Source organism: Agrobacterium sp. RAC06 (genome assembly GCF_001713475.1).
Lineage (GTDB): Bacteria > Pseudomonadota > Alphaproteobacteria > Rhizobiales > Rhizobiaceae > Allorhizobium.
In genome coordinates, this window is the sequence record NZ_CP016499.1 from 2,409,584 (window position 1) to 2,435,411 (window position 25,828).

Sequence of the window (25,828 nt, forward strand, 5' to 3'; positions counted from 1 at the left end):
CGGAAGTGCTCACCGACAGTAACGAGGCGGTTATGTTTCGAATTCGTTCGAAGCAGGGGTGACGGATTCTGCCATGACAGACGCGAGCGGCGGAGAGAAGTGGCATGACAACTGCGCAATGGAGTGACGACAGGGTCGAAAGACTGAAACGGCTGTGGGCCGAAGGCCTCAGCGCAAGCCAGATTGCGGCACAACTCGGTGGCGTGAGCCGAAATGCCGTTATCGGCAAGGTACACCGACTGAACCTTCCGGGTCGGGCCAAGGCAGGCGGAAGCTCGACTGCGGCACGTCCGGCAAAACGTCCGGCGCAGACCCAGCGTCCGGCGACCTTCCAGAACCGCCCCGCGGCAGCCACGACCACGCGTACCGTGACCCGTGCAGCTGGTGCGACAATGCTGAAGGAAGAGATCGAGGTCGAGGCTTACGAGGAAGTCGAAGTTCGGCGCCCGCTGAACGTTGTCGTGCCGATTTCGCGGCGCCTCGCCCTGACGGAACTGACCGAGCGCACTTGCAAGTGGCCGATCGGCGATCCGATGAAGGACGATTTCCACTTCTGCGGCTGCGAAATCGCTGACAGCGCGCCCTACTGCACCTATCACGCGAAGCTCGCCTATCAGCCGGTGAGCGAACGCCGCAAGGCAGCCCGCTGATATCAAGCGAAGCTTAGAGCATTAAACGGGTCCCTCGGGGCCCGTTTTTCGTTGCCGCCTGTCGCCCGCGAAAAAGGGCCGCAGCGGACAATCCGCGCGGCCCTTGCCCCGTGGTGGGTTCGACTTGTCAGGCTTCCATCGAATAGCCGGCACCGCGAACGGTGCGGATGACATCCTGCATGTTGGAGAAGTTGAGCGCCTTGCGCAGGCGACCGACATGCACGTCGACCGTACGTTCATCGACATAGATGTCGTGGCCCCAGACTCCGTCGAGAAGCTGCGAGCGAGAGAAGACCCGGCCAGGCGACGCCATCAGGAACTCCAGAAGGCGGAACTCGGTCGGCCCGAGACGGACCTCGCGGCTCTTGCGATGCACCCGATGCGTCTCGCGATCGAGCTCGATGTCGCCGCAGCGCAAGACGCTGGACAGAACTTCGGGCTTTGCACGCCGCAGCATGGCCTTGACGCGTGCCATCAGTTCCGGGGTCGAGAATGGCTTGACTACATAGTCGTCGGCACCTGTCGCCAGACCACGCACGCGCTCGCTTTCCTCGCCGCGCGCCGTCAGCATGATGATCGGCAGACGCTCGGTCTCGGGTCGGACACGCAACCGGCGGCACAGCTCGATGCCGGAGACGCCCGGAAGCATCCAGTCCAGGATCAGCAGATCCGGCACGCGCTCCTGAAGCCGGATCTCGGCTTCGTCACCTCGCAGAATCGTCTCGACCTCATACCCCTCGGCTTCGAGGTTATAGCGTAGGAGGACGGACAAGGCCTCCTCGTCTTCTACCACGGCAATCTTCGGCTGCATCAAAAACAAACCTCGCTGGCCAACGTCACTCGGTGATCGCGCCGACGGAAGACGTCAGATCTTCCTTCGGTCGCTCACCTTCCGGCTGGGCGCCGGTGGTCATGTAGTAGATGGTTTCCGCGATGTTGGTCGCATGGTCGCCGATGCGCTCGATGTTCTTGGCGCAGAACAGAAGATGCGTGCAACTGGTGATGTTGCGCGGGTCTTCCATCATGTAGGTCAGGAGTTCCCGGAACAGCGAGGTGTAGATCGCGTCAATCTCTTCGTCGCGGTCACGGATCGATTTCGCCTTCTCAGCCGAGCGGGTCGTGTAGACATCGAGCACTTCCTTGAGCTGGGCGAGTGCCAGGTCGGAGAGATGTTCGAGGCCACGCGCGAGTTTGCGCGGCACGCCGGTCGCCTGGATGGCCACAACGCGCTTGGAATTGCTCTTGCCGAGGTCGCCGACACGCTCGAGATCGGCAGCGATGCGAAGGGCACCGATGATCTCACGCAGGTCGGATGCGACCGGCTGACGCTTAGCGATCGTAACGATGGCCTTGTCGCCGATCTCACGTTCCATGGCATCCATGAGCACGTCGTCGGAGATCACCTTCTGGGCGAGGGCGGCGTCGGAGTTGACCAGAGCACGCACGCTTTCGGCGACCATCTGTTCCGCCAGACCGCCCATTTCGGAAATGCGGCGCATCAGGAACTTCAGTTCATCGTCGAAGGCAGAGTAGATGTGAGAGGAGCCCATGAGAAACGTCCTTGAATTTGAGGTGAGCCGAGGGTGACCTGGAGGCTCAGCCGAAGCGGCCCATGATGTAGTCCTGGGTGCGCTGGTCATCCGGATTCGTGAACATCTTGTCGGTGTCGTTTTCCTCGACCAGTTCGCCAAGGTGGAACATGGCGGTACGCTGCGAGACGCGGGCTGCCTGCTGCATGGAGTGCGTCACGATGACGATCGTGAAATTTTCACGCAGTTCGTGAATCAGCTCCTCGACCTTGGCGGTCGCGATCGGATCGAGCGCCGAGCAGGGCTCGTCCATCAGGATGACTTCCGGGCTGACCGCGATCGCACGGGCGATGCACAGACGCTGCTGCTGGCCGCCGGACAGACCGGTGCCGGTTTCCTGCAGTCGATCCTTTACCTCGTTCCAGAGGCCGGCTTTCTGCAAAGACGTCGCGACGATTTCGTCCATGTCGGCCTTCTTGGCGGCGAGACCATGGATGCGCGGCCCATAGGCCACGTTTTCATAGATCGACTTCGGGAAGGGGTTGGGCTTCTGGAAGACCATGCCCACCTTGGCACGCAATTGCACGGGATCGACCCGGCTGTCGTAAATGTCTTCGCCATCGATCTGGATATCACCCGAGACGCGGGCGATCGACACCGTGTCGTTCATCCGGTTCAAGCAGCGCAGGAAGGTCGACTTGCCGCAACCCGATGGGCCGATGAAGGCCGTTACAGCGCGATCCCGTATGTCGACGTTGACATCCTTCAAGGCATGTTTTTCGCCGTAGTACACCTGCACGCCACGGGCGGTGATCTTGATTTTGGGCTGGTTCACGGAAGTCTCCGTCAATATGGATGCGTGATACATTCGAGGGTGTCCTTCTGGGATTTACCAACGGCGCTCGAAGCGGCGGCGCAGGACAATGGCAAGGATGTTCATGACCAGCAGGAAGAGCAGCAGAACAATGATGGCACCCGAGGACCGTTCGATAAAGGCCGGATCGGCACGCGACGCCCAGGAATAGACCTGTACCGGGAGTGCGCTGGCCGGGTCGAGAAAGCCACCTTCAAACGGCCCCGCCGGATAGTTCGCCACGTAGGCAACCATGCCGATCAGTAGCAGCGGGCCGGTTTCACCCGCTGCGGATGCGAGGCTGAGGATCGCTCCGGTCATGATGCCGGGCGCGGCCAGCGGCAGGACATGATGGAACACCGTCTGCATCTTCGACGCTCCGACGCCCAGAGCGGCATCGCGAATGGACGGCGGTACCGCGCGGATCGCGGCGCGCGTCGCAATGATGATGGTCGGCAGCGACATCAACGTGATGACCAGCGCCCCGACAATCGGGGAGGATGCCGGGAGCCCTACGAAGTTGATGAAGACCGCAAGTCCAAGGATACCGAAAACGATCGACGGCACGGCAGCAAGGTTCGAGATGTTCACTTCGATCAAATCGGTGAACCAGTTTCGCGGCGCGAATTCCTCGAGATAGATCGCGGCAGCCACGCCGAGAGGCAAGGACATGATCACCACGAGGAACATCATGTAGGCCGTACCCATGATGGCGATGCCAAGGCCCGCGGCTTCCGGGCGCAAGTCGGACGCATCAGGCGCCGTGATGAAGCTCCAGTTGAACTTCGATGCGAGGATGCCAGCTTCGACCAGCTTGTCGGCCAGGTCCAGCTGCGCGGGAGTCACATTGGAATCCCGTTCAGCTATTTCGCGCGTCACGCGACCCTTGAGATAGCCATCCACGCGGCCTGTGGCGAAAACGTTCACAGTGATCGTCTGGCCTACCAGTGACGGATCGGCCAGGACAGTGTCGCGCAGCCGAGCCGGAGCATCCTTGGAAATCATGTCGGTGACTTCCTTTCGGGACATGCCCTCGACTGCAATACCCTCTTCGGCCAGATGCTTGACCAGAGATTCACCCAGGATGCGCGCGTAGCCGATCGTCGTCACCGAAGCCATCTGCGCCGGATCGCGCGAACCGGTCTTGTCCACGACCGCAGCGTCGATCACGACGGGATAGCTGATCGTCGCCTGAACGAATGCCGAAGAGCCGTCACGGATAATGGTGAACAGCATGATCGCCAGGGTGAGCAGCGCGATCACGATCGCGGCGACACCATACATGCGGAACCGAATTTCTGCTGCATTGCGACGCTTCATCAGCGGGGTCTCGCTCATGAGCGAACTGCCGGCCTGCGGCATTGCGAAAGGAGTGCGATCGATGATGTCGGTCATTCGTATTGTTCCCGGTATTTGCGCACGATCCAAAGCGCGAAGATGTTGAGCCCAAGCGTAATCACGAACAGCGTTAGGCCAAGCGCGAAGGCCACGAGCGTCTCCGGCGAGTCAAAGGCAAGGTCGCCCGTCAACTGACTGACGATCTTCACGGTGATCGTCGTCATGGCCTGGAAGGGGTTCAAGTCCAGCTTGGCGGCTGCCCCTGCCCCCATGACCACGATCATGGTTTCGCCGATTGCACGGCTGGCGGCGAGCAGGACAGCCCCGACAATGCCGGGAAGGGCCGCAGGCAGCACGACCCTGCGGATGGTCTCGGATTTCGTCGAACCCAGGCCCAGAGCCCCGTCGCGCATCGACTGCGGCACGGAATTGATGATGTCATCGGCCAGCGACGAGATGAAGGGGATGTTGAGGATGCCGATCACGAGCCCGGCGGTGAGAACCGAGGACCCCGAATTACCGAGACCAAATGGCATGGCGAAATAGTCGCGCAGGAACGGGCCGACGGTCACCAGTGCAAACAGGCCGAACACGACGGTCGGGATGCCGGCGATCACTTCAATCACCGGTTTGACCACTGAGCGGACCCGCGGCGAGGCATATTCTGCCGTGTAAATCGCCGCGAACAGGCCAATTGGAACGGCTACACACATCGAAACGAAACTAATGTAGAGCGTACCCCATAGAAGCGGGATCAGACCAAGTTCGGAACCGCCGCGGAACTGCGGGTTCCAGGTCAAGCCAAAATAGAAGTCCCAGATGGGATAAAGTCCAAAGAAGCGGATACTCTCTGAGAGGAGAGACATCACGATGCCGAAAGTAGTCAGGATCGCCACGCCGGCCGAGGCGATCAACAGCCAGCGCACAAAGGTTTCCGACACATTCCGGGCACGGAAGTCACGGTGAACGCGCATGAAGGCGAAGATGAAGCCCGACACCGCGAGGACCAAGACGGCAACCGTCATCATCATTGCGCCAGAGCGCTGCATGACGCGGTATTCCTTGGCGGCCTCGAAGATTTCAGGCCGGACTTCTGCACCCAAAGCAACCCCGACCTCGGCCAGGCGCCCCCGAACGTCCGAAAAATCAGCCCGCATGTTCTGCAATTCATCGTCAGACAAGCCGGATCGCTGCTGCAGGGCGTCAAGGCCATCGGCGATGCGGCGCACGTCTTCGACCGCAAGCGTCGTGGATGTGGCGTCGAATGCCACCTGCGAACCCAGCAGACCGACAATGCGCGAGTCGATCCACAAAGGCTGCGCGACAAGCCAGATGGCCATCAGCAGGAAGGCAGGCACTGCCGTAAACAAGGCAACAGTCTGACCATAATAGCCCGGCAGCGAATGAAGGTTCCGGGCATCGCCGTTCGCGCTCTGCATCGCGCGTCGCCTGCCAAAGAAAAAGCCAATCACGGCCAATGTCAGTAGGATTAAGGACAGAATGCCGACGCTCATGGGAAATCCGGTTTTCGCAAGAGGAAGGAGGGCGCCTCGTGGCGCCCTCCTGTGTCAGATAAGGATCACTCTACCGGCGCCATCGGCGTACCAGCGGCAACCATTTCCTGGGTCTTCTTCAGTTCTGGGTCCGACACGAGGCCATAGGCAGCCAGCGGGCCGTCAGGACCAGCCATCTCGTCCGATACGAAGAAGTCGATGTATTCCTGCAGACCCGGGATCACGCCGAGATGCGCCTTCTTGACGTAGAAGAAAAGTGGACGCGAAACCGGATACTCGCCCTTTGCAATGGCTTCAGTCGTCGGAACGATACCGTCCATCGTGGCAACGCGCAGCTTGTCGGTGTTGTTCTGGTAGAACGACAGACCGAATACGCCGATGCCGTTCTTGTTCGCGTCAACGCGGGCCAGCGTCTCGGTGTAGTCGCCGTCGATATCAACGGAAACGCCATCGGTGCGCAGCGCCAGGCAAGCCTTGGCGGCTTCTGCGGCCTTTGCCTTGTCGTCAGCGGCGGTCGAAGCTGCCAGATGCAGGTCGTAAGCGCCCGACTTCTTGCAGCCGGCTTCGATAACCTTCACGTCGAACACTTCGCGAGTGCCGTGCTTGGTGCCCGGAACGAAAGCGAGGATATCCTGCGCAGGGAAGGAAGCGTTTACATCAGCCCAGGTCTTGCGGGTGTTGTCGACGAGCGCGCCGTCCTTAACAACCTTGGCAGCCAGCGCGCCATGGATGTCAGCCGGGGTAAATGCAAATTCCGGACCGTTGAGGTCGGAAGCGAAGACGATGCCGTCATAGCCGAAGCGAACTTCCATGACTTCGGTCACGCCGTTCGATACGCAGAGCTCGTAGTCACCCTTGGACATGCGCGAGGACGAGTTGGCGATGTCAACTGTGTTGGCGCCAACGCCTTCGCAAAGCTTCTTGCGGCCAGCACCCGAACCGCCGCCTTCAACGACCGGCGTCGGGAAAGAGAAGTTTTCGCCGAAAGCTTCGGCAACGATGGTGGAATACGGCAGCACGGTCGAGGAACCGGTAACCTGGACCTGATCACGAGCTGCAGCCGCGCCAGTGAAGGCAACGGAGGCGACCAGCGCCGCAACAGAAATTTTCAGAATGTTCATCATACTCTCCCGTGGATGAGTTTTTGTGTCTGTGGCCGCAATCGCGTCCGTCGCGGCCCGGCAGAGACGTCTTAGCGGCTCTTCGGCTTTGCTTTTATGTCAGTTCAATGAAACATTTGTGACAATTCAAGCCTCTGAAATTTAACGGGAAATTTTCAGAAGGCCCGACTTCTTCGGCTGAATGTGTCAGAAGCGCACGGTGAAGACGCTGCCACTGCCCAATTCCGACTTCACCACGAGCCGCGCCCGATGGCGCGTGAGGATATGCTTGACAATCGCAAGGCCGAGCCCGGTCCCCTTTTTCGAACGGCTGTCCTCGACATTGACGCGGTAAAATCGTTCGGTCAGGCGCGGTACATGTTCCGCGGGAATGCCAGGACCGTGGTCGCGGACGCTGACCTCCGTCGCACCGCCAGCATCGCGGCGGAGCGCAACCTCGACCACTTCGCCGTCTTGACCGTATTTGCAGGCGTTTTCGATCAGGTTTTCGAAGACCTCAACGAGCTCGTCGCGCTCACCCAAGACTTCGATCTTCTCCTCGGGGAGATCGAGGCGGATCTCGACGCCGAGCTCGGCTGCCAGCGGAGCGAGGCTGTCCCTGACATGGCCAAGGATCGGCGCGAGCTCCACCCTCTGGTCCGGTGCGACATGGGCCTTGAGCTCCAGCCGCGACAGGGACAGGAGATCGTCCACCAGGCGGCTCATGCGGTTTGCCTGATCGAGCATGATGGCGAGAAACCGGTCCTTGGCCTTCGCATCGTCGCGGGCCGGCCCCTGCATGGTTTCGATAAACCCGCGCAGCGATGCGAGCGGCGTGCGCAATTCGTGACTGGCATTGGCAACGAAGTCGCTGCGCATGCGATCAAGACGGCGCAGCTCCGAGATATCCTTGAACGACAGAAGGAAATAGGATGCGCCAGCCGCCTTGTCGGCATCGATCGGCGCGACCCGCACCACATAGACTCGTTCGGAAGGGTGACGCTCGGAGTGCTCGATCTGGTTGGGCTGAGCGGTTTCGATCGTCTCCCGGATCATGTCGAGGATCCCGGGGGAGCGCCAACGGGTCGAGACATGCAGGCCGACGACGAGCTCGCCGAACACCTTCTGAGCGGCCTGGTTCTGGGCAATCAACTCGGCCTCAGGACTGAGGACGAAGATCGGCATGTCGAGGCCGTCGAGCGATGCAAGGATAAGGGGAAGCGGATCAGCCGGCGGATCGGGCTCCGCAACGGTTAGCGTCGGCGCAGCCGGCGTGTCGCCCTCGGGCAGCTGCCGAAAAACCACGAGCAGGAAGAGCAGGACGAACAGCAGTATCGCATAGCCGGTGGCAGCACCGGTCGCCCAGGCACTGACCGAAAGGACAGCGGCAGCGAGAATATAGACCCAGGCCGAAAGCAGCCGCCGGAGATCCTTGCGCCAACCGTCACCCCTATCATCCTGCATGCGCGCGCATTCTCCGCCCTGTCATTGTCCAAGTCTGATAGCCCTGATTCATGACAGAAGTTACACTGCTGTGCCATCACTTGCCGGGCCCTTTCCCCGGCGGATCGATCGATGTGCCGCAAGATGGAACCGAGATGCTTGAACTTCATTTCGGCTTGGGCTCAATTAAGACCATCGAAACGAGCAAGACAAAGGGAGCCGAGGATGGACGCGCAAACGGAAAAGAGGGCAGTTACCCTCTCGGTCGGTGAAACCCAGCAGGTCTTCGACATCGAACTGCCGGACCTGCCGGACTGGATCGAAGACAAGGCGCTTAAGTCCGGTGGCTTTCCCTATGACAAGAAGCTCTCCGAAAAGAACTACGCAAAGGAACTCACCCAGCTGCAGATCGAGCTGGTGAAGGTGCAGTTCTGGATGCAGAAGACCGGCGAACGCGTCATGGCCTTGTTCGAGGGCCGGGATGCCGCCGGCAAGGGCGGCGCCATCCATGCGACACTTTCTTATATGAACCCCCGCTCCGCTCGCGTGGTCGCCTTGACCAAGCCGACCGAAACAGAGCGCGGTCAATGGTATTTCCAGCGCTATGTCTCGCACTTTCCAACGGCCGGCGAGTTCGTGCTCTTTGACCGCTCCTGGTATAACCGCGCCGGTGTCGAACCGGTCATGGGCTTCTGCACGCCCGACCAGTACGAGAGCTTTCTCGAGCAGGTGCCGCGCTTCGAGAAGCTGATCGAACGGGAGGGCATCCGGTTCTTCAAGTTCTGGCTGGATACCGGCCAGGAAATGCAGCTCAAGCGCTTCCATGACCGTCGTCACGATCCCCTGAAGTGCTGGAAACTCTCACCAATGGATATTGCAGCCCTGCACAAATGGGACGATTACACGAAGAAGCGCGACCGGATGCTGAAGGAAACCCACACCGAGCGCGCGCCGTGGACGGTTTTGCACGCCAATGACAAGCGCCGCGCGCGGCTAAACCTCATCCGCCACATGCTGCTGTCGCTCGATTACGAAGGCAAGGATGTCGAGAAGATCGGCAAGCTCGACAAGAAAATCATCGGCAGCGGCCCCGACTTCCTGAAGTGACCTTTATCTTTTGGGGGGAGCCAGCCGCACCCCGCCTCAAGCCCGCGTGACTGTCACTGGCCGGGCAGCACGCGAATTGCGTAGAGGTTCACGCCGCGTCCGCTGCCTGAGAGATCCGCATTGATCAAGAGGCGGCCCGGAGTGGACGGTGCCATGCCGTTGTCGAAGGAGACGCGGAACAGCGCGTCGAGCTTTTGCGGGTTGACCGTGAAGCGGTGGCGCGGACAGTCGCCCATGCGCGGGAAATCGCATTCGACCGAGATCTGCACAGGCTCGTCATCAATCGACTGCACAGTGAGCGCAATCGTGGAGGTGCGGCCCGCCATTTCACGCAGAACCTCCGTCGGCACGGTCACTTCGATCACGCCAGCCTCGTCACCGCTGCGCGAGACGATCTGGGCGGCACTGCCGTCGCTGGCCGTGACAATATCGACGAGCGCATTGGCGCGGGGACGAAGCGCCGAGACCTGCTGCGGCGCAAAGACCTCGATCCAGTCATCCGAGAAGCCACCGCGTGCATCGAGCGCCTGCGGCCCGGCAGGCTCCGACGGGGAAGTCGTCTCGGGTGCTCCGGTAAAGTCTTCGGCTTCGGCGCGCGGCGGCGGATTGGGCACCGAGGTGTCGCGCTCGGCCTCCGTGAGCAGCAGCCCGGAGGAGTAGATCCACCATGCGCCGATCCCGAGCGTCGCCAAGAAAATCGACATGATGGTCAGTCGAGCCACAATCCCGCGGCGCCGGCGCGGTGCCTGCAGGGGACGCTCGGACCGCATGTCCGGCATTGGCCCTTCATCATCGGCATGAGCGTCAACGGACGCCCTCGCCGCGATTTCGGGCTCTTCGTCGAAAGAAGGCTCGCGGTAGCCTGTCTGGGCGCCGACTGGCGGATCACCCGCGGCGAAGCCGGGCTCGACACGGCCGGTTCGCCGATCGGGCGGCGTTGGTGCCGTCGGCTCGGCAGCCCGCTGTGACGGCGCCGCCACCGGTGCGGCCGGGTGAGGCACCGAAGGTTCGGGACGCACTTCCAGACGCGTACGCTCTTCGAGCTCGATGGAATGGATGAGCGCCTCCAGTCGGCGGCGCTGATAGTCTATGGATTCGGGGTCGTCGATGTTCTGCTTGCGCAGACCCGTTTCGAGCGCCTGACGGGCAGACTGATAGACCCGGGCACGGGCCTCCGCATTCGAACGGTCGGCGCGCGCCAGGGCGTTCCTGATGGCCGTTTCCAATCCACTCATTGGCCGCCATACTCCTTCGGGGATCGCCCCAGCCACATCGCAATCATAGTTTCGATTCGGTAAACTCTGGATATTTCAAGCACAAGCCCGGAAAACCCGTATGGCGCCGAATAAACACAGGAATGAGGCTGCGTGGGCAATGTCAGCATTTCCGGGATCCGACGCTTGCATGACCGTCGAGCATAGGACCGGCTTTCCTCGCCGTCCATGTTCTGCTATTTGACGTTTGCGTAAACGTAAACTTCATGGGAGGTGAAGTGATGGCCCTGCCGCCGATCCTGAAAGACAATCTGAGGCTCCCCGTCGTCGCCTCGCCGCTCTTCATCATATCGCATCCGAAACTGACGCTCGCCCAGTGCAAGGCGGGAATCGTCGGCTCGTTCCCAGCGCTGAATGCCCGGCCTGAGGCGCAACTCGACGAATGGCTGGCCGAAATCACCGAGGAACTCGCCGCTCACAATGCGAAGAACCCGGATCGCCCGGCCGCCCCCTTCGCAGTGAACCAGATCGTGCACATGTCGAACAAGCGGCTCGAGCATGACCTGATGATGTGCGTCAAATACAAGGTGCCCATCGTCATCTCCTCGCTCGGCGCCGTGCCGGAGGTGAATGCCGCGGTGCATTCCTATGGCGGTATCGTACTGCATGACGTGATCAACAACCGCCATGCCAATTCGGCGATCCGCAAGGGCGCAGACGGGCTGATTGCGGTGGCGACGGGAGCGGGCGGCCACGCCGGAACGCTCTCGCCTTTTGCCCTCGTCCAGGAAATCCGTGAATGGTTCGATGGACCGCTTTTGCTCGCCGGCGCGATTGCCAATGGCGGTGCGGTGCTCGCTGCCCAGGCAATGGGCGCCGACATGGCCTATATCGGCTCGCCCTTCATTGCGACGGAAGAGGCCCGCGCCTCTGACGAGTACAAGCAGGCAATCGTCGATGCGCATGCCAATGATATTGTCTACTCCAACTACTTTACCGGCATTCACGGCAACTACCTGAAGCCATCGATCGTTGCCGCCGGCATGGATCCTGACAACCTGCCGGTCGCCGATCCGTCGAAGATGGATTTCGACAAGGCGACCACCGGGGCCAAGGCCTGGAAGGATATCTGGGGCTGCGGCCAGGGCATCGGGGCGGTGAAGGCCGTCGAGCCGGTCGCTGCCGTGGTCGATCGGTTGGAGCGCGAATATATAGGCGCAAAAAAGGCGATTTGCGGCTGAGACTGCCGCTGCTAGCGTCCCCGCAACACTGATTTGCGGGGACCCCACATGCGTCTATCCACCCTGAGCCTCACGCTTGCCGCTCTGGCCGGCAGCTCCTTTGCCGTCAACGCTGCCGACGGCGCCTACAAGGAGTTCAAATCCTGGCAGGTGAGTTGCTCGCAGACGCTGTCCTGCAGCATGCGCCAATTCATCTCCGACAACCCCATCTCGGGCTTGGAGCTGCAGCGCAGTGGCTTGCCGGAAGCGCCCGTCGCGCTTTTGATTTCCCCTTCCGAGAGTGCTCTTCTTGAGGATGAGGGTGAGCTGACTGTTGCGATTTCGATCGACGGCGGTGCGCCAGCAACCTTCAAGGACAGCGAAATCGCGATCGACGCAAATGCGCAGGCTCTCTCGCTGTCCGGCGACTTCATCGGCAGCGGCCTCATCGACAGCCTGAAAAACGGCACAACGGCCAAGATCACCATTTCCCGCAGTCAAATGACTGCCGAAGGCGACGTCCCGCTTGCGGGTGCTGCCGCGAGCCTGCTGTTCATCGACGAGTTCCAGAAACGTGTCGGTCACGTCGATGCCATGAGCGCCAAGGGCGACAAGGCCCCGAATCCGCCGCCGCCGGTATCGGACATCCGCCGCTTCGCTGACTTCCCCGAAACAGTCCGCGCCCGCTTCGCCGATGGGGGCGAATGTGCGGAAACGGAAGAAGCCATGCTTGACGGCAACGCGCTTGCCCACAAAATCGCCGAGGAGCAGACACTTTATATTACGCCCTGCGGCATGGGCGGCGCCTACAACTTTCCCTATGCCGTCTTCGTGGAAGTCTATGGCACGGTATCTACACTGCCTTTCCCGACGATGCAGGAGGGCGCACCGAGTGCCGTCACCAGCGCCTTCAATCTGAGTTATGATTACGAGGCGAAGGCCTTCTCCGCCTTCTTCAAGGGACGCGGCGTGGGCGATTGCGGAACCTACAACGAATGGAAATTCGCAAAAGGCGCAATGGGCCCGCAACTCGTGCTCGTCGAGGAGGCGTTCAGGGACTGCCCGGCCGAGATCGACGAAAACGAGGCCGTTGATCCTGCAAACTGGCCGAAGTCCTGGCCTCTCCGATAATCGGAAAGCAAACAGGGCGGCTGCGGAATTTTTCTACGGCCGCCGAAATGCGTCTTGAAATCAGCGGACAATCCCTGTATCAGCCCCTCACCAAACGCGACGGGATTTTCCCGCTCCAGCGCTGGCCGCTTTAGCTCAGGTGGTAGAGCACATCATTCGTAATGATGGGGTCGCAGGTTCGAGTCCTGCAAGCGGCACCATTTCCTGAAATATTCTAAGGCCCTTCCCTTCCCCGCCGAGACATTCTGTGCCATGAGCGCCGTCGGGCGCGAGTGCCGTAAACTTTAGTACGGGCTCGGGCGGGTTGATTGACGTCTCTCCTGCTGCAGCGCGATTACGCTGCCGTCCACCTTGCCCAATTCCATCGACACGAACGGCAAAAAGGGCCCCGACTTGCGAGGCCCTTCCGTCTGTTCGATTGGTGATCGGCCGATCAGATCCAGTATGGCGGAACACCATAGTAGTCGTAGACCGAGCGACCATTGTTGCGATACCACTCATCGCTATCGTCGCTGGCGCGCGGTGCCCCCTCGACCTGTTCCTTGGTCAGATCGATGCGATAGCCGTCGAGGCTCTCGTCATAAGTGAGCTTTTCCCAGGGGAGCGGATAATAGTCGTCGCCAATTCCCCAGAAGCCGCCGAAGCCAAGGACGGCGTAGGCAACGCGTCCACCCTTCTTCTCGAGGATAACGCGCTGGATGGAGCCGATGCGGTCACCATCGCGGCCATAGACGGCAGTGCCTTCGACCTTGTCGCTGGCGATCAGGCTCGGGGTGTCCTTGACGTAAGGATCCTGGCCGGCGGCGGTGTTTCGTTTTTCCTGCAACATGAGAAGTCCTCCTTCTTGGTTGTCGATGAAAGAGGTAACGGGTAGCCCTCGAGCATGGTTCCCCCACAAACCACTTGAACAGCCAAGCGACAGAATGTTGACGTTTACGTCAAGGTTATATAGCGTTCTCACACTTGCACTGCCGGTGCGAAAGCATAAGCTTTCGGGACCTGAGGAGGAACCAGTCCCGAAAGGGCGTGCCGGCAGACCAATGATTTTCGGGAGGATTACATGACGGAAACTCTGAGCCGCCTCAGCGGCCGCGCCGCGGAAAAAATCTGGGTCAACTCCTATCCGGCATCGGTTCCGGCCGAGATCGCGCCGCATGCGCATCCCTCGCTCGGGGCGCTTTTCGAAGCGAGCTGCGCGAAATTTGCCGACCGCCTCGCCTTCTCCAGCATGGGCCGCGGCATGACCTTCCGCGAACTGGAACAGCAGTCCCGCAAGGTCGGGGCCTGGCTGCAGTCGAAGGGCCTCGTCAAGGGCGACCGCGTTGCCGTGATGACGCCGAACATCCTGCAGAATCCTGTCACCGTCTACGGCATCCTGCGCGCCGGCATGACGGTCGTAAACGTCAACCCGCTCTACACCCCGCGCGAACTCGAGCACCAGCTCAAAGATTCCGGCGCCAAGGCGATCGTCGTGCTTGAGAACTTCGCCCATACGGTCGAGCAGGTCGTGGCGCGTACCGACGTCAAGCATGTCGTGGTCTGCACCATGGGTGACATGCTCGGCCTCAAAGGCCACATCGTCAACCTCGTTGTGCGCAAGGTCAAAAAGCTGGTGCCTGCCTGGTCGATCCCGGGCAATACCGGCTTCAAGGCCATGCTGGCCGAAGGTGAAAAACGCACCCTGAAGCCTGTCGAGGTGGTGTCCAGCGATGTCGCCTTCCTTCAGTATACCGGCGGCACCACGGGGGTTTCCAAGGGCGCGACGCTCACCCATGCCAACCTGCTCGCCAACAAACAGCAGATCGCGCTCTGGCTGGAAGCCGCCTTTGCCGGGCAGAACCGCCCTGACGTGCTGAACTTCGTCTGCGCGCTGCCGCTCTATCATATTTTCGCGCTGACCGTGAATTCGCTGATGGGCGTGGCGCTCGGTGCGCACAACCTGCTGATCGCCAATCCGCGCGACATCCCGGCCTTCATCAAGGAGCTGCAGAGCTTCAAGGCGCATGTCTTCCCGGGCCTGAATACGCTGTTCAACGCGATGATGAACAATCCGGAATTCAAGAAGATCGACTTCTCGTCGCTGATGCTTGTGCTCGGCGGCGGCATGGCGATCCAGCGACCGGTTGCCGAGCGCTGGCTGGAGATGACGGGGCGTCCGATCACCGAAGGCTATGGCCTCTCCGAAACATCGCCGGTTGCGACCGTCAACCGCCTCGATGCGCGTGAGTTCACCGGCATGATCGGCCTGCCGCTGCCTTCTACCGACATCGAGATCCGTGACGAGGATGGTGTCACGATGGCGATCGGCGAAGTCGGCGAGATCTGCATCCGCGGCCCCCAGGTCATGGCCGGCTACTGGCAGCGCCCGGAAGAGACCGCCAAGGTGATGAGCGATGACGGCTTCTTCCGCTCCGGCGACATGGGCCTGATGGACGAACGCGGCTATGTGAAGATCGTCGACCGCAAGAAGGACATGATCCTCGTCTCCGGCTTCAACGTCTATCCGAACGAGATCGAGGAAGTGGCTGTCATGCATGCCGGCGTGCTCGAATGTGCTGCCGTCGGCGTGCCGGACGAGCATTCGGGCGAAGCGGTGAAGCTCTTCGTGGTCAAGAAGGACGAGAACCTGACCATCGACGAGCTGAAGGCGCATTGCGCCGCCAATCTCACCAACTACAAGCGGCCGCGCTATATCGAATTCCGCACCGAACTGCCGAAAACCAATGTCGGCAAGATCCTGCGGCGCGAGTTGCGCGACGGAAAATAAATCGATTTAAATTTGGGGAGGCTCTAGCCTCCCCTTCGTCTTGATCCCGTCTCAACTCGCTAATAAGGTCCCCGGCATCATCGTCGAACCAGGGACATTCCGATGCAATCCATCATCGACACGCTGACGAGCACGGTCGCCGCCACCCATGCCGAAGACCTGCGCGCCGCCTTTGCCGCCGATCCTGAGCGCTTCAGCCGGTTTTCCGCTTCGCTCGACGACCTCATGATGGATTACTCCAAATGCGCCGTAAACGACGAGGTGCTCGATCAGCTCGAGCAGCTGCTGGTGACGGCCGGGGTCGCCGAAAAGCGCGACGAGATGTTCTCGGGCGCATCGATCAATTTCACCGAGGGGCGCGCCGTTCTCCACACGGCGCTGCGCAACCGCTCCAACCGTCCCGTCATGGTCGATGGGCGCGATGTCATGCCTGATGTGAACGGCGTGCTCGACGCCATGGGCAAGTTCGCCGATGGCATCCGCTCCGGCGAGATGAAGGGTGCCACCGGCAAGGCGATCACGGACGTCGTCAATATCGGTATCGGCGGCTCGGATCTCGGGCCTGTCATGGCGACGCTTGCGCTCTCGCCCTTCCATGACGGCCCGCGCCTGCATTTCGTCTCCAATATCGACGGCGCGCATATTGCCGACACGCTGAAGACGCTTGCACCCGAGACCACGCTCTTCATCGTGGCGTCGAAGACCTTCACCACCATCGAGACGATGACGAATGCCCAGACGGCGCGCGCCTTCATCGCCGATGCACTCGGGGAAGCGGCTGTCGGTCATCATTTCTGCGCCGTTTCGACTGCGCTCGACAAGGTCGCGGCCTTCGGCATCGATGCATCCCGTGTCTTCGGTTTCTGGGACTGGGTCGGCGGGCGTTATTCCATCTGGTCGGCCATCGGCCTGCCGCTAATGATCGCGATCGGGCCCGACAATTTCGGCGATTTCCTTGCCGGCGGCCATGCCATGGACGAGCATTTCCGCAACGCCCCCTTCCGTGCGAACCTGCCGATGCTGCTCGGCGCGCTCGGCGTCTATCATCGCAACGTGCTGAACTATGCGACGCGGGCGATCCTGCCCTATGACCAGCGGCTGTCACGCTTCCCGGCCTATCTGCAGCAGTTGGACATGGAATCGAACGGCAAGAGCGTCACCATCGACGGAAAGCCGGTCCAGGGCGCGTCGGGGCCTGTCGTCTGGGGCGAACCCGGCACCAATGGCCAGCATGCCTTCTACCAGCTCATCCACCAGGGCACGAGCGTCATCCCGGCCGAATTCCTGATCGCCGCCAACGGCTTCGAGCCGGAATTGCGCCACCAGCACGAACTCTTGATCGCCAATTGCCTGGCACAGTCGGAAGCCCTGATGAAGGGCCGCACGCTCACTGAGGCCAAGAGCCAGTTGACCGCCAAGGGTGTTGCCAGCGAAGAAGCCGACTTCCTCGCCCCGCACCGCGTCTTCTCCGGCAATCGCCCGTCGATCACCTTCGTCTACGAGCAACTGACCCCCTTCACGCTGGGCCGCCTTATCGCGCTCTACGAACACCGCGTCTTCGTCGAAGGCGTCGTCTTCCGCATCAACTCATTTGACCAATGGGGCGTGGAGCTCGGCAAGGAGCTGGCAACGGGTCTGCTGCCGGTAGTGCAGGGCAAGGTCGCCGCGACCGGGCATGACAGCTCGACGGTTGGGCTGGTCTCGGCGCTGGCGGAGCGGAAGATGGGGTGAGGAGACGGGGGATCGAGGTATTGCCTGTAACAGGCTGCTCTTTGATCCTCAGTTTCGCGGAGAGATTTCGGCCATCGTGCCTCGAACCACGATTACCGTGGCCTTAACCTCCGCTTCCTGAAGCTTGAACGCGCTTTCGGAAAGTTGCGGCTATCGTCTGAGCGCTAGCGCCTCCTCCGACAATTAGCAGCACCTGAAGCTCGTCCTGATCTCGGATCAGCGCAATTTTCATTGACTTTTTCTGACCTCCGTTCTTCCAAACGCCAGTGCCCAGTGCAGAAGGCAACTCGGCTGCCGTACGTTTAGGAACAGGTACGGCCGCTGCATACCAGTCGTTGTTGGCAATGACTTTCAGCCCATCTCCAACCCGGGTGATGGTGAGCGAGCACTTGCGACATTCACCGGCGCTGGACTTCATTTGGCGCCAGGTCCCTTCGAATTCTCCGGCTTTTGCAGAAGCGACACCTGCAGCTGCGATTAAAACCGCAAAGCACAATGACTTAAACTTCGAATAAAGGTTCATTTCCCGCCTCCAACAGTCAAACACAATCTATGGTGGAGACGTTGCCCGGGACTTAATTTTTCAGACTGTATTTTACTGTTCGGAACGGAGTGACCTGCGCGTCTGCTAGTTCTCGCGGACGGCGCCAACTTTACGTTGGTTCATGTAGAGATGCCCCCGGCATCGGCAGGCAGGATATACCCGCCCTTGCAAGACGCTACGCAAATCGTATGGCGATCCTTGCGGTCGCGTCCGTCTCAGAACCCAATCTCAGCCGCCGTCGGCGGATTGGCTCCTGCTCGCGACACAGTCACGGCCGCAGCCTTGGCGCCTACCGTCAGTGCCTCGCGCACAGCCTCTTCCGAGAGCTTTGCTACCGTCTCCTTGGTCAGCAATCCCTGACGCTTCAGGGAAGCCAAAATGCCGGCGTCAAACGTGTCGCCGGCGCCGACGGTGTCGACGACTTCGACCTTGTTCGAGGGCACCGAGACCTTGAAATTGGCGGTGTAGGCTGTCGCCCCTTCTGCACCCTTGGTCAGCACCACGAGCTTGGCGCCGCGCGTCAGCCAGTGGGCGGCACGTTCGTCCTGGCTGCCTGACAGATCGAACCAATCGAGGTCTTCGTCGGAGAATTTCAGGATGTCGGACATATCGGCCATGCGGGCGATGCGGGCCTGGTGAGCCGGTTTGTCCTTGATGAAGCCGGGGCGGATGTTCGGATCGAGCGAGATGACGCGGGTCTTGTGCTCGCGGGTCATCAGCGCCTCGTAGGTCGAGCCGCAGGGTTCCGGGATCAGGCTGATCGCGCCGAAATGCAGGGCCTCGCAGCTGTCATCGAGCGTGGGCAGATCAGCTTCGGTGATCATCCGGCCTGCCGTGTTTTCGTCATAGAAGGCGTAGGATGCCTGGCCGTTGGTCAGCTTGACGAGCGCGATCGTGCAGGGGCGCGAGAGCGTGGCGCAATAGCTGAAATCGACGCCCGAAGATTTCAGCGTGTCGCGCAGAATGTCGCCCAGCATGTCGTCGGAGAGGCCGGTAAAGAAGCCTGTCTTGATGCCCAGACGGCCAAGCGCAATTGCCGTGTTGAAGATAGCGCCGCCGGCATAGGGCGCAAAGGCGCGCTCGCCGAGCGTGGTTTCGCGTGGCAACATGTCGATCAGCGCTTCGCCGCAACACAGGATCATCTCGACCTCCCAAGGATTCCGTTTCAATCGATTTAAACGAAGCCGCTCTTATTTTCCAGTGCGACTTTGGGCATTCGCTCAGGCGAGTGACGAAATCCCACCATTGCGACCCGACCATTCGAGCGGGGCATCGAGGAAGGCCTCGACCTCCGACAGCGTCTTCTCGTCGAACAGCTTCTGGTCGCGGGCAACGGCCAGGACATTGCGCCAGGTGGCGATGTAGTGGAGCTTCACCTTGCCATCATCGAAGCGCTCCAGAGCCTCGGGGAAGATGCCGTAGAAGAAGAGCGCGATGCCGTGATCGACCACGCCGCCGGCAGCCCTGATGGCATCGATGAATTTGAACATGCTGCCGCCGGCCGTCGTCAGGTCCTCGATCACGAGAACGCGCGACCCTTCCGGCATGTGGCCCTCGATCTGTGCGTTGCGGCCGTGGCCCTTGGGAGCCTTGCGGACATAGATCATCGGCAGGCCGAGACGGTCTGCGAGAAGTGCGGCGAAGGGAATGCCCGCCGTCTCGCCACCGGCGATGCAGTCGAACTGCTCGAAGCCGGCATTACGCATGAGCGTCGCTGCGGCAAAATCCATGACACTGGAGCGCACGCGCGGATAGGAGAGGAGCTTGCGGCAATCGATATAGACAGGGCTCTTCATGCCCGAGGAAAGCTTGTAGGGCTCGGCCGCATTGAAATGTACCGCCTTGATCTCCCAGAGCATCTTCGCCACGAGTTCAGCCATCACGGCGGGATCGGTGAAGGGGGTCTGGATCATCGGGCGCTCCTGTCTTTCTGGTTTCTTCGGCAATAGCAGCTAGCCGGGCGACCCGCCAGATGGGCGCGGCAGGGAACAATCAGCCTCGACAGATCTTTACGGCTCACCATCCACGAAGGACAAATCTCCATGGACAACATGCTCGTCATTCAGCCGCTCATCGCTCTCATCGCCGGCATTCTCATTCTCATCATGCCGCGCCTTTTGAACTATGTGGTCGCGATCTATCTTATCGTGATCGGCGTGCTTGGCCTCTGGCCGCAGCTCGGCTCGCTCGGAACCTGACGCAGGCTGTTTCAGCCCCTCCACGCCTTCAAAAAAATGCCTCGCGTTATCAGCGAGGCATTTTTCGGTTCAGGCGACATCCCAGTGCAGCGGGAATTTCGGATTGAAGACCGTCACCGGCCCGGCGCCCGTGAAGATCTTGCCCGGAAACTCGACCGGCTCTGTGCGCTTCACCAGGGTAATGGTCTCTTCGTTTGCGGGCAGGCCATACCAGGCCGGTCCGTTCAGCGAGGTGAATGCCTCGAGCTTATCGAGCGCATTCTCCTGTTCGAAGACATGGGCAAGGCAACTCATGGTGTTGATCGAGGTGTAGATGCCGGCGCAGCCGCAGGCGCATTCTTTCGACGGATCGACATGCGGCGCGCTGTCAGTACCGAGGAAGAACCTGGCATCGCCGGAGACGGCCGCCTTGCGCAGCGCCTGCCGATGGTTCTCGCGCTTGGCGACTGGGAGGCAGTAGTAATGCGGCTGGATACCGCCGACGAGAATGTCGTTGCGGTTGATGATCAGGTGATGGGTGGTGATGGAGCCGGCGAGGTTGCGGTCGGCGCTGCGGATATACTGGATGCCGTCTTCGGTGGTCACATGCTCCATCGTGACCTTCAGTTCCGGCAGGCGCTTGCGCAGCGGATCGAGAACCGTGTCGATAAAGACCTTTTCGCGGTCGAAGATGTCGACTTCGGGCGTCGTCACCTCGCCATGGACGCAGAGCGGCAGCCCGACCTTTGCCATGCGCTCCAGCACGGGCATGGCCTTTTCCATGTCGCGTACGCCGCCATGGGAGTTGGTCGTGGCACCGGCCGGGTAGAGCTTCACCGCCGTGATCAGGCCGGAGCGTTTGCCCTCTTCCACGTCATCGGGATTGGTGTGTTCCGTGAGATAGAGCGTCATCAACGGCTCGAAGCGGTCGCCCTGTGGCACCGCCTTCAGGATCCGCTCTCTATACGCACGCGCATCATCGGTCGTTACCACTGGCGGCACGAGGTTCGGCATGATGATGGCGCGGGCGAAGTGCCGGCTCGTGTCGCCGATCACGCCTTCCAGCATCGCACCGTCGCGCAGATGCAAATGCCAGTCGTCGGGGCGGCGGATGGTGAGGGATGACATGGGGCGAGCCTCCGGCTTGACGAGAACTCGCCGCCCTTAGCATGTCCATCCCGCCGGATCAAAGGATCAGGCGACCCGTTCGTTCGCTGATACAATCGTCTTTTCCGCTTCCTCCATCTGCTCACGGCGATCCTGCTCCATGATCGCCTGGATCCGCGGAAGCGCCCGCTCGAAGGCGGCCACACAATCCGGATCGAACTGGGTGCCAGCGCGGCCGAGGATATGCTCGACGGTGCGCTCAAAGCTCCAGGCCGGCTTGTAAGGGCGTTCCGTCGTAAGCGCGTCGAAGTTGTCGGCAACGCAGACGATGCGGCCGGAGATCGGGATCGCGGTCCCCACGAGACGGTTCGGGTAGCCCTGTCCATCCCAGCGCTCATGGTGGCTGGCGGCAATCTCCGAGGCAAGTTGCAGAAGCGAAGAACGGGAGCGCCCGAGAATGTCGCTGCCGATTTCTGCATGAGACTGCATCTGGCGATATTCGGCTTCCGTCAGACGCCCCTGCTTCAGAAGAACCGTATCGGGCATTGCGACCTTGCCGATATCGTGCATGGGCGCCGCCAGCCGGATGTCGTGGCAGACATGGCTCGGCAGACCCAGCTCGATCGCGATCGCCTCCGAATAAGCCGCGACACGCAATGTGTGGCGGGCCGTCTCCGGATCCTTGTACTCGGCAGCGAGGGTCAGGCGATGGATGATCTCCTGCTCGCGCTCGCGCAGTTCGCCCACGGCACGTTCGACCTCGCGGCGAAGCCACTCGGCCTGGTCGGCAAGCTGGCGACGCGCACGGGAAAGGCTGACGATATTCTGCACACGCGCCTGAAACTCGACCGGGTTCACCGGCTTGGTCAGGAAATCGATCGCACCGGCATTGAGAGCCGCCATGCGGGTCGTCATGTCCTTATCGGCGGTGACGAAGATCACCGGGACGTTGGCATATTTCTCGAAACGGACGATCTCCGTATAGAGCTCCACCCCGTTATACACCGGCATCTGGTAATCGATGATGGCAATGTCGAAATCGAGCTCCGGCAGGGCTGACAGCACGGAATCGGGGCTCGCAAAAGGCAAGGCTTCGCAGTGATCGAGCTTACCGACGAGCTTCGTCAGGAGCTTCAGATTGGTGCTGTTGTCGTCCACCAACAAAATACGCATGAACGCCTCCGTGCTTCTCAGGCAACCAGTTTGAATTTCAGAGCGAGAATTTCCTCGCCCAGCATTTCGATATCCGCGGCAACCGGTCTCTGGCTGCGCAGCGCGTGGGCCTTTACGGCCAGATCATTGAGCCCGACATTCGAGGCTGCGCCCTTGATGGTGTGCAGGACACGGTCGATTTTCTCAGGGTCGTTGCGGCGAAGGGCCTCGTTCAGCTCATCGAGCAGACTGGTCGCATCGTCGAAGAAGGATTCCACCAGCTCCTGGAACACCTCTTCGCCCAAGGCATCCACCAGTTCGGCGTGACGCGCTTCGTCCAGCCCCTCGATGCCGAGGGCGGGCATGTGAAGCGGGATCTCGGCAAAATCCAGTTCAGGCAATTCAAGCTTCTGCGGGGCCGTCGTCGTGGCCGCTGCCGGCGCACTTTCGCGTGCGGAAGACGTCGTGTGGGCAATCATTTTCTTCAATCTCTCAAGTGTCACTGGCTTGGATTCAAATCCCTGCATGCCCGCATCAAGGCAACGGCGTCGATCGTCGTCAGAAGCGTTTGCGGTCATGGCGATGATCGGCACATCGGCAGAGGGGCCGCGCTCGGCAATGATGCGCTTCGTTGCCTCGATGCCGTCCATGACAGGCATCTGCATGTCCATGAGGATCAAATCGAAGCGCTGCTCTCGAGAAATGGACACGGCTTCAGCACCGTCATTGGCAATCTCGACATCCTGGCCCAGGCGCGCCAGGAAACGGGTGGCGACAATCTGGTTCACCTTGTTGTCTTCGACCAACAGGATGCGGCATCGCGGCAACGTCTCTTCGGCGACGACCTGAGCGGCGAGACCGTTCGCTTCTTCGCGGGTTACCGGGACAACGCCCAGTTCGAACCAGAAGATCGAGCCGACACCGACCGTGCTGCTCATGCCGAGCTCGCCGCCCAGCTTCTCGACGATCTGCTTGCAGATGGTGAGGCCGAGACCGGTGCCGCCATAGCGACGGCTGATCGAGGCATCGACCTGGGAAAAGGGCTTGAACAGCTTGTCGAGGCCAGCCTCATCGATGCCGATGCCCGTATCTTCCACCTCGAAGCGGATCATCAGCTTGCCTTCGCGGTAGAAGTCGCGCAGGCGCAGCGTCACCGTGCCGTGATGGGTGAACTTGACGGCATTCGACAGGAGGTTGAGGAGAACCTGGCGCAGACGCGTCGGGTCGGTCTTGACGTAGAGCGCCTGCAGGGAATCCGGCAGGTCGAGGATCACCGTGTTCTCGTGATCGTCGGCGCGGCCGCGGATGATGCTGACCGTGCTTTCAGCGAGCGCGCAGACGTCGAAGGCACGCTCCTCCAGCTCGAGCTTGCCGTGCTCGATCTTGGAGAAGTCGAGGATCTCGTTGATGATCTCGAGTAGGGCCTCGCCAGACGAGCGGATGGTTTTGACGCTCTGGATCGTGTCGTCAGGCAGTTCCGAAAGCTCGAGCAGTTCCGACATGCCGAGGATCGCATTCAGCGGCGTACGGATCTCGTGGCCCATGGTGGCCATGAATTGCGACTTCGCGCGGTTGCCGGCGTCAGCCGCTTCATAAGCCTCACTCAATTGAGTTGCCATGACCTGCAATTCATGGCTCGACTGCCGGACCGAGCGAAGCTGTCGATTGAGCGTAATGACGAGGAAGACCACCGACACCATCAGCAGGCTCAGCATGACGGTGGAGGTTCGCTCCAGGCTGAGGATCGTTGATCGGCTATCGGCGCGCTCGTGGCTGACACGGGTATTGGTGTAAAGCAGGAAATCCTCTGCCACGCGGCCCATGGAAACCAGTGCAGTGTCGAGTTCCTGCAGCTGCCCGGAGGTCGGAGTTATCCCGTCCGCATAGTCATCAAAGATCGGCTGGACCTTGCGGACACCTTCCGTCACGGCGGCGATGTAGCCGCGAATAAGCTCGTCGCCGGAGAAGTAGGTCCCGAACTTCGCTTGATCGAGGATCGAGACGCGGGAATAGAGGATGTCGTAGCGCAGGGACAGATCGTCGAGCAGTTGCGGATCCTGTGGATCGGCTTTCGCGCTGCTCAGGCTATGACTGAACTGTCGTACTTCGCGGTCCAGTTGATAGACCGACCAGAGCGAATTTTCGCGGACGCCATCCTCCATGATCCGGTATTGGCGCGCGATATCGACAAAGAGAACCAGAAGCACGATCAAAAGCACCGCAGACACGGTCTGCAGAACGAAGGCAACAGTGCCTCCGCCTGCAAATTTCCGGGCTTTGGCGCCTGTCAGTGTCACTGGCCGACCTCGATTTCCTTGATCTGCCAGACAGACCGCGAGAAGTACTTCTCGTTGAACAGGTCTGCATTCAGATCGAATGGATAGACCAGCATGAGCGGGCCCTTGTCGCGGATCGACATCGGCTTGCCATCAATCTTGGTGGCGAGGATCGTGTCGAGCTTGGCATCTTCGGCCGGCACATCGGCGGCGTAGTCGTTCAGGGCGCGGACCTTCAAATTCGTGCCGGTCGCACCGACTGCAGCGAGGATTTCGCGCAGGAGCGGGCCTTCGAAGGTCACCCTGCCAGTTGTCCAGGGCGTTTCCATCTCGCCCTTGCGGCCTTTCAGCTTCTCCAGCATCGCCATGTCGAACTGAGCGGCGTCACCGGCGTTGGTATTGGAGATCTTGCCCGTCACGGTCAGCACGACCGGTCCGCTCGGCGCTTCCAGCGCCAGGGCGGCCGTTGCAGAGAGACCGATTGCAAGTATCGCAGCGATAATGCTTTTCATGGTGCAGCTCCTTCCGATCAGGCCGAACGCAGTTCCGGATGCACGGCGCCTGCGCCGATGTGATCCGAAAGCAGCTTGCGGAAGGCGACCGCTTCAACCGGCTTGTGCAGGAAGTCCGTGATACCGGCTGCCTTTGCTTCCTCGCGAAGACGCGGCTCGTCGTCTGCCGTCACCATCACCACAGGAACATCACGGTAACGGTCCATCAGGCGCACGGCCTTGACAAACTGAAGCCCGGACATGCCCGGCAGCATGTGGTCGACAATCAACATTTCGAAGTTCTCGGCATGACACAGCATCAGAGCCGTGTTGCCATCGCCGGCAACCTTGATCTCTTCAACGGTGACCTTCTTTGCGAGATGCTTGATGATCATCGCATTGGTCGGATTGTCTTCGACAATTAGTATGGCCATTTCCAAACCCCCATGAACACGCCCAGCCCAGGCTCCGTCGGCCTTCCAGG

24 protein-coding genes and 1 tRNA gene are annotated in these 25,828 nt (G+C 60.7%); 8 read left to right on the top strand and 17 right to left on the bottom strand.

All coding sequences use genetic code 11. From position 1 onward, the window contains the following. Window positions 1-104 precede the first annotated feature (104 nt). On the top strand, window positions 105-650 hold the full coding sequence (locus BSY240_RS11535; RefSeq protein ID WP_069042407.1) for a GcrA family cell cycle regulator: 546 nt from the start codon (window positions 105-107) through the stop codon (window positions 648-650). A gap of 127 nt (window positions 651-777) precedes the next feature. Here BSY240_RS11535 and phoB read toward each other — a convergent pair whose 3' ends face one another. The 7 genes from phoB to phoR all read right to left on the bottom strand — a co-directional run bounded on the left by phoB (window position 778) and on the right by phoR (window position 8,448). Next, entirely contained in the window at window positions 778-1,461 is a 684-nt protein-coding gene (gene phoB, locus BSY240_RS11540) for a phosphate regulon transcriptional regulator PhoB (RefSeq protein ID WP_006727960.1), read from the bottom strand. A gap of 25 nt (window positions 1,462-1,486) precedes the next feature. Beyond that, a complete protein-coding gene (phoU, locus tag BSY240_RS11545) occupies window positions 1,487-2,200 on the bottom strand; it encodes a phosphate signaling complex protein PhoU (RefSeq protein ID WP_054149079.1) in 714 nt (237 codons plus the stop codon). A 46-nt stretch (window positions 2,201-2,246) separates the two neighbouring features. Then, window positions 2,247-3,047, bottom strand: coding sequence for a phosphate ABC transporter ATP-binding protein PstB (gene pstB, locus BSY240_RS11550; protein WP_054149080.1), 801 nt, complete (start codon window positions 3,045-3,047; stop codon window positions 2,247-2,249). Between the two features lie 21 nt (window positions 3,048-3,068). Beyond that, window positions 3,069-4,427: a phosphate ABC transporter permease PstA gene (gene pstA / locus BSY240_RS11555; protein ID WP_069042408.1), complete on the bottom strand. Its 1,359-nt coding sequence runs from the start codon at window positions 4,425-4,427 to the stop codon at window positions 3,069-3,071. Further along, entirely contained in the window at window positions 4,424-5,884 is a 1,461-nt protein-coding gene (pstC, locus tag BSY240_RS11560) for a phosphate ABC transporter permease subunit PstC (RefSeq protein WP_069042409.1), read from the bottom strand. Before pstC ends, pstA begins: the two co-directional genes overlap by 4 nt. Before the next feature lie 65 nt (window positions 5,885-5,949). Next, window positions 5,950-7,005, bottom strand: a complete 1,056-nt coding sequence (locus tag BSY240_RS11565; RefSeq protein WP_069042410.1) for a PstS family phosphate ABC transporter substrate-binding protein — start codon at window positions 7,003-7,005, stop codon at window positions 5,950-5,952. Between the two features lie 186 nt (window positions 7,006-7,191). Continuing rightward, complete coding sequence (gene phoR / locus BSY240_RS11570; protein ID WP_236759247.1) at window positions 7,192-8,448, bottom strand: phosphate regulon sensor histidine kinase PhoR; 1,257 nt, start codon at window positions 8,446-8,448, stop codon at window positions 7,192-7,194. Window positions 8,449-8,652: 204 nt separating this feature from the next. On the opposite strand from phoR, the gene ppk2 reads away from it, so the two are divergent. Then, window positions 8,653-9,534: a polyphosphate kinase 2 gene (ppk2, locus tag BSY240_RS11575; RefSeq protein ID WP_054149084.1), complete on the top strand. Its 882-nt coding sequence runs from the start codon at window positions 8,653-8,655 to the stop codon at window positions 9,532-9,534. A 53-nt stretch (window positions 9,535-9,587) separates the two neighbouring features. On the opposite strand, the gene BSY240_RS11580 is transcribed toward ppk2, so the two are convergent. After that, window positions 9,588-10,769: a hypothetical protein gene (locus BSY240_RS11580; protein WP_069042411.1), complete on the bottom strand. Its 1,182-nt coding sequence runs from the start codon at window positions 10,767-10,769 to the stop codon at window positions 9,588-9,590. Between the two features lie 260 nt (window positions 10,770-11,029). On the opposite strand from BSY240_RS11580, the gene BSY240_RS11585 reads away from it, so the two are divergent. From BSY240_RS11585 to BSY240_RS11595, 3 genes are all read left to right on the top strand, one after another. Beyond that, window positions 11,030-11,989: an NAD(P)H-dependent flavin oxidoreductase gene (locus tag BSY240_RS11585; protein ID WP_054149086.1), complete on the top strand. Its 960-nt coding sequence runs from the start codon at window positions 11,030-11,032 to the stop codon at window positions 11,987-11,989. A gap of 48 nt (window positions 11,990-12,037) precedes the next feature. Next, the gene (locus BSY240_RS11590; protein WP_069042412.1) at window positions 12,038-13,099 is read left to right on the top strand and encodes a DUF1176 domain-containing protein; all 1,062 of its coding nucleotides are present in this window, start codon (window positions 12,038-12,040) and stop codon (window positions 13,097-13,099) included. 124 nt (window positions 13,100-13,223) lie between these two features. Continuing rightward, window positions 13,224-13,299: transfer RNA gene (locus BSY240_RS11595), tRNA-Thr, on the top strand. A 233-nt stretch (window positions 13,300-13,532) separates the two neighbouring features. Here the strand turns inward: BSY240_RS11595 and BSY240_RS11600 are convergent. After that, window positions 13,533-13,928, bottom strand: coding sequence for a PRC-barrel domain-containing protein (locus BSY240_RS11600; protein WP_069042413.1), 396 nt, complete (start codon window positions 13,926-13,928; stop codon window positions 13,533-13,535). 231 nt (window positions 13,929-14,159) lie between these two features. Here BSY240_RS11600 and BSY240_RS11605 point away from each other — a divergent pair, with 231 nt between their 5' ends. Then, window positions 14,160-15,866 carry a long-chain fatty acid--CoA ligase gene (locus BSY240_RS11605; protein ID WP_069042414.1) on the top strand — a complete coding sequence of 569 codons (1,707 nt, stop codon included), beginning with the start codon at window positions 14,160-14,162 and terminating at the stop codon, window positions 15,864-15,866. A 102-nt stretch (window positions 15,867-15,968) separates the two neighbouring features. Further along, window positions 15,969-17,597: a glucose-6-phosphate isomerase gene (gene pgi, locus BSY240_RS11610; protein WP_069042415.1), complete on the top strand. Its 1,629-nt coding sequence runs from the start codon at window positions 15,969-15,971 to the stop codon at window positions 17,595-17,597. 103 nt (window positions 17,598-17,700) lie between these two features. Here the strand turns inward: pgi and BSY240_RS11615 are convergent, their stop codons facing one another. From BSY240_RS11615 to BSY240_RS11625, 3 genes are all read right to left on the bottom strand, one after another. After that, window positions 17,701-18,120 carry a hypothetical protein gene (locus BSY240_RS11615; protein ID WP_054149091.1) on the bottom strand — a complete coding sequence of 140 codons (420 nt, stop codon included), beginning with the start codon at window positions 18,118-18,120 and terminating at the stop codon, window positions 17,701-17,703. 236 nt (window positions 18,121-18,356) lie between these two features. Beyond that, the gene (locus BSY240_RS11620) at window positions 18,357-19,283 is read right to left on the bottom strand and encodes a carbohydrate kinase family protein (protein ID WP_069042416.1); all 927 of its coding nucleotides are present in this window, start codon (window positions 19,281-19,283) and stop codon (window positions 18,357-18,359) included. 78 nt (window positions 19,284-19,361) lie between these two features. Beyond that, on the bottom strand, window positions 19,362-20,054 hold the full coding sequence (locus BSY240_RS11625) for an orotate phosphoribosyltransferase (protein ID WP_069042417.1): 693 nt from the start codon (window positions 20,052-20,054) through the stop codon (window positions 19,362-19,364). A gap of 129 nt (window positions 20,055-20,183) precedes the next feature. Here BSY240_RS11625 and BSY240_RS11630 point away from each other — a divergent pair, with 129 nt between their 5' ends. Beyond that, on the top strand, window positions 20,184-20,339 hold the full coding sequence (locus BSY240_RS11630) for a DUF3096 domain-containing protein (RefSeq protein WP_069042418.1): 156 nt from the start codon (window positions 20,184-20,186) through the stop codon (window positions 20,337-20,339). A 69-nt stretch (window positions 20,340-20,408) separates the two neighbouring features. Here the strand turns inward: BSY240_RS11630 and pyrC are convergent, their stop codons facing one another. From pyrC to BSY240_RS11655, 5 genes are all read right to left on the bottom strand, one after another. After that, window positions 20,409-21,446: a dihydroorotase gene (gene pyrC / locus BSY240_RS11635; RefSeq protein ID WP_069042419.1), complete on the bottom strand. Its 1,038-nt coding sequence runs from the start codon at window positions 21,444-21,446 to the stop codon at window positions 20,409-20,411. 66 nt (window positions 21,447-21,512) lie between these two features. After that, the gene (locus BSY240_RS11640; RefSeq protein WP_054149095.1) at window positions 21,513-22,598 is read right to left on the bottom strand and encodes a response regulator; all 1,086 of its coding nucleotides are present in this window, start codon (window positions 22,596-22,598) and stop codon (window positions 21,513-21,515) included. A gap of 17 nt (window positions 22,599-22,615) precedes the next feature. Further along, the gene (locus BSY240_RS11645; protein ID WP_236759248.1) at window positions 22,616-24,874 is read right to left on the bottom strand and encodes an ATP-binding protein; all 2,259 of its coding nucleotides are present in this window, start codon (window positions 24,872-24,874) and stop codon (window positions 22,616-22,618) included. Next, complete coding sequence (locus BSY240_RS11650; protein ID WP_069042420.1) at window positions 24,871-25,365, bottom strand: molybdopterin-dependent oxidoreductase; 495 nt, start codon at window positions 25,363-25,365, stop codon at window positions 24,871-24,873. The genes BSY240_RS11645 and BSY240_RS11650 overlap by 4 nt, the downstream gene beginning before the upstream one ends. A 17-nt stretch (window positions 25,366-25,382) precedes the next feature. Further along, a complete protein-coding gene (locus BSY240_RS11655) occupies window positions 25,383-25,778 on the bottom strand; it encodes a response regulator (RefSeq protein ID WP_054149097.1) in 396 nt (131 codons plus the stop codon). Between the last annotated feature and the right edge of the window lie 50 nt (window positions 25,779-25,828).